Consider the following 3,862-nt stretch of genomic DNA (forward strand, 5'->3'; position numbering starts at 1 on the left):
CTAGTGAGCATCGCAATTCAAATAATTTTTCTAGTGCTTTCATATTTTTTAACTCTCCTCAAAGTCTTCAATTTATAACGAATTATAGCTTCTTTTTTATTTTCTAGAAAGCTATTTAGTTTAAATCTGACCCATAATTATCTTGATATAGTTTTTCAATATCATTGATATCAAACTTATGGTTTTGCGTACCTAAATGGGCAATTTTAATTGCACCTAGCAATCCAGCTAATTGACCTGTTTTTTTCCAATCAAAATCACTCATAATTCCGTATAACAAACCTGCACGATACGCATCACCACAACCTGTTGGATCTTGAGTAGACTCTGCTTTGGCAGGTATAATAGTGATTATTTCGCCATTAGTGTGAATCTCAGAACCTTTGCCACCTTTAGTGATAATTAGCGAATCTACCATAGAAGCAATAGTTGCTAAATCTAGACCTGTTTTATCTTGCAACATCTGTGATTCATAATCATTCACCGCAACATAAGTTGCTTGCTCGATAAACGTTACCAACTCCTCGCCAGAAAACATTGGCATACCCTGGCCAGGATCAAAGATAAATGGGATCTCAGCCTCTGCAAATTGCAGAGCATGCTCAATCATGCCGTCACGCCCGTCAGGAGAAACAATACCAATATCCGCCACACTAACATCACTGACTTTATTTTCATGGGAATTACTCATAGCACCTGGATGAAAAGCCGTAATTTGGTTGTCGTCCATATCTGTAGTGATGAATGCTTGGCCCGTATAACTATCTTTAATCACTTTCATATGTGTGGTATTCATATGATGTAACTCCATCCAATTCATGTATGGAGTAAAGTCCTCGCCCACCGTTGCCATTGGAATTGAGTTAGCGCCAAGTAAATGCAAATTGTATGCGATATTACCGCCACAGCCACCAAACTCTTTACGCATAGTAGGGGCCAAAAATGACACATTTAGCATGTGTACCTTATCTGGTAAGATGTGGTTTTTAAAATGGTCTTGAAAAACCATGATTGAATCAAAGGCATATGAGCCACAAATTAATGCTGTTTTTGACATGTTATATTCTCCTAATTATTGTCTTAATTCTTCTGGCACAGAAAAGTGTACATTTTCTTCTGCACCGTTAATTTCTTCTACTTCAGTTGCACCTTGATCATATAGATAATTCACAACCTCTTGTACTAATATTTCTGGTGCTGATGCACCGGCTGTAACGCCCACAGTTTTGACGTTATTCAACCAATCTGGGTTAATTTCATCTGCGCCATCAATAAGATAAGCTGGGATATTCATTTTTTCAGCAATTTCTCTGAGTCGATTTGAATTGGAAGAATTACTCGAACCTAATACTAGTAATAATTCCGACGATTGTATTAGCACCTTAACCGCATCTTGGCGATTTTGAGTGGCATAGCAAATATCATCTTTTTTCGGTGATTGAATATTGGGAAATTTATCTTTCAATTTATTAACAATGTATTGCGTGTCATCAACCGACAATGTCGTTTGAGTTGTGTACGAAATATCACTGTCTAAATCAAAATTTAAATGCTCAACATCATCAGTATTTTCAACCAAGGTAACTTGTCGAGACTCGCTCGATTGACCTAAAGTACCTTCCACTTCTGGATGGCCCTTATGGCCAATCAAAATAACTTGTACATTTTGTTTTTGCTTGCGTACAACCTCTTTATGAACCTTGGTTACTAATGGACAAGTGGCATCATAAATAGTTGAATCGATGTCTTTTGATTGCTTACGAACCAGTTGAGAAACACCATGTGCACTAAAAATAACCACTTGATTATCAGGCACTTCATTAATTTCTTTAACGAAAATAGCGCCTTTTGATTTAAGATCATTAACAACAAATTTATTATGAACAACTTCATTACGTACATAAACTGGCTTACCATGTTTACTTAGTGCTCGTTCAACAATTTCAATTGCGCGATCAACACCGGCGCAAAATCCTCTAGGATTGGCAAGTAATATTTTCATTAAGAAATTTCTAAGACTTTAACTTGGAATGAAACATCAGTACCTGCTAGCGGATGATTGAAGTTAACTCGAATATCATCGACCTCAATACTATCAATACATCCCACGTACGAATCCCCTGTTGGGGTTTTAAATTCAACTGCAGCATCTAATTCTATTTTAAGATCATCTGGAAAATCGTCTCGTTGCATGACTTGAAAAGCTTCATCAAAGCTATCGCCAAATGCCTCGGAAGCACTTAAAAGAAAAGTTTGTAATTCACCCGGCTTGGCCTCTAGTACGCAACGCTCTAAACAAGGATCAAGCTGGCCATCACCAATTTCAAACAATAATGGCTCGCTCCAAGCTTCGTCAACTAAGGCACCATTTGCATGGCAAAGTTTATAATATATCTTGTATTTAGCCATTATTAAACGTCATTGCGCTTAATAGTGTGTGTACTTGCTTGCGTAAATCGCGGCGATGCACAATCATGTCAATTGCACCTTTTTCAAGTAAGAATTCACTGCGTTGAAAACCTTCGGGTAATTCTTCACGCACTGTTTGTTCAACAACTCGCGGTCCAGCAAAACCAATTAATGCATTAGGTTCAGCAATATGCACATCACCCAACATGGCAAAACTGGCTGATACGCCACCCATAGTTGGATCTGTCAAAATTGAGATAAATGGAATCTTTTTATCGCTTAATAACTTAAGTATAAGTGATGTCTTGCCCATTTGCATAAGCGAGAACAGACCTTCTTGCATACGTGCGCCGCCTGATGCCGAAAAACAAATAAGAGGTGCGCCCGTTTCAATACTGTACTGAGCAGCGCGAACAAATTTTTCACCAACAACAGAGCCCATCGAGCCACCCATAAATTTAAATTCAAAGGCTGCAACAACAACTTTTAAACCGTTCAATGTACCAGTTTTAACAATTAGCGCATCTTTCTCGCCTGTGTTTTTTTGCGCTTGACTATAACGATCTTTGTATTTCTTTTGATCTTTAAATTTCAGTGGATCAACCGCTTCTAAATTAGCTGCAATTTCTTCTTGACCCGCCTCATCCAAGAAGTTTTCAAGTCGAACTCTGGCAGAAATACGCATGTGATAATCACACTTGGGGCAAACATAAGTTGTACTTTTCAATTCTTCGGTGTAGATGGTTGCATCACACTTTGGGCATTTACTCCATAAGCCTTCTGGAATGTTCTTTTTAACAACATTGGTAATTGAGGGTAATATTTTTTCTAGCCAACTCATTGCTACTGCTCCTTATTTAATGGCGCTCGAAATTTCATTCGCCAATGCGCCAACACTTTCCAACATTTTAGCCTTATCATCAGCATATTGCTCAACAAATGCAACCAATGATGAGCCTACAATAACGGCATCAGCATGCTCGGATACTGCTTTTGCACTTTTAGCATCTTTAATGCCAAAGCCAACACCAATAGGCAAGTCAATCATTTGACGAATTCTTAAAAGATGCGTTCTGACCAAATCAACATCCAAATGCCCCGCACCTGTTACCCCCTTAAGAGCAACAAAATAAACAAAGCCTGAAGCAATATTTGCCAAAGATTTTAAGCGTTTATCGGTCGTAGTTGGGGCGACTAAGAAAATAAAATCAACCCCCGAGTTATTTAAACACGCCTTTAAATCACACGCTTCCTCAGGTGGCATATCAACAACCAAAACACCATCCACGCCACTTTCTTGTGCCGCTTTGGCAAACGCCTGATAGCCAAAAACTTCAATCGGATTAAGATAACCCATCAGCACAATCGCCGTGGTGTCGTTGCCTTGTCGGAATTTTTTAACCAACGCCAACACATCACGCAAACTCACCCCATCTGCCACTGCCCGTTCATG

General features: G+C 38.8%; 5 protein-coding genes. All 5 read right to left on the reverse strand.

Going from position 1 to position 3,862, the window contains the following annotated elements; translation table 11 throughout:
- Positions 1-115 precede the first annotated feature (115 nt).
- Complete coding sequence (locus BTHERMOSOX_RS09605; RefSeq protein ID WP_171004727.1) at positions 116-1,057, reverse strand: carbohydrate kinase family protein; 942 nt, start codon at positions 1,055-1,057, stop codon at positions 116-118.
- A 15-nt stretch (positions 1,058-1,072) separates the two neighbouring features.
- Positions 1,073-2,002: a 4-hydroxy-3-methylbut-2-enyl diphosphate reductase gene (gene ispH, locus BTHERMOSOX_RS09610; protein WP_171004728.1), complete on the reverse strand. Its 930-nt coding sequence runs from the start codon at positions 2,000-2,002 to the stop codon at positions 1,073-1,075.
- On the reverse strand, positions 2,002-2,409 hold the full coding sequence (locus BTHERMOSOX_RS09615) for an FKBP-type peptidyl-prolyl cis-trans isomerase (RefSeq protein ID WP_138120922.1): 408 nt from the start codon (positions 2,407-2,409) through the stop codon (positions 2,002-2,004). Before BTHERMOSOX_RS09615 ends, ispH begins: the two co-directional genes overlap by 1 nt.
- The gene (gene accD, locus BTHERMOSOX_RS09620) at positions 2,402-3,250 is read right to left on the reverse strand and encodes an acetyl-CoA carboxylase, carboxyltransferase subunit beta (RefSeq protein ID WP_138120925.1); all 849 of its coding nucleotides are present in this window, start codon (positions 3,248-3,250) and stop codon (positions 2,402-2,404) included. Before accD ends, BTHERMOSOX_RS09615 begins: the two co-directional genes overlap by 8 nt.
- Before the next feature lie 12 nt (positions 3,251-3,262).
- Positions 3,263-3,862, reverse strand: a 600-nt coding sequence (gene trpA / locus BTHERMOSOX_RS09625) for a tryptophan synthase subunit alpha (protein ID WP_138120927.1), incomplete at its 5' end; no start/stop codon positions are given.

It is taken from the genome of Bathymodiolus heckerae thiotrophic gill symbiont, assembly GCF_900128515.1.
Taxonomy (GTDB): Bacteria; Pseudomonadota; Gammaproteobacteria; order PS1; family Pseudothioglobaceae; genus Thioglobus_A.

Bases quoted from the DNA above. Each gene is read 5' to 3' on its own strand.
- BTHERMOSOX_RS09615 (WP_138120922.1), bottom strand. From the start codon at position 2,409: ATGGCTAAATACAAGATATATTATAAACTTTGCCATGCAAATGGTGCC.
- BTHERMOSOX_RS09605 (WP_171004727.1), bottom strand. From the start codon at position 1,057: ATGTCAAAAACAGCATTAATTTGTGGCTCATATGCCTTTGATTCAATC.
- accD (WP_138120925.1), bottom strand. From the start codon at position 3,250: ATGAGTTGGCTAGAAAAAATATTACCCTCAATTACCAATGTTGTTAAA.
- ispH (WP_171004728.1), bottom strand. From the start codon at position 2,002: ATGAAAATATTACTTGCCAATCCTAGAGGATTTTGCGCCGGTGTTGAT.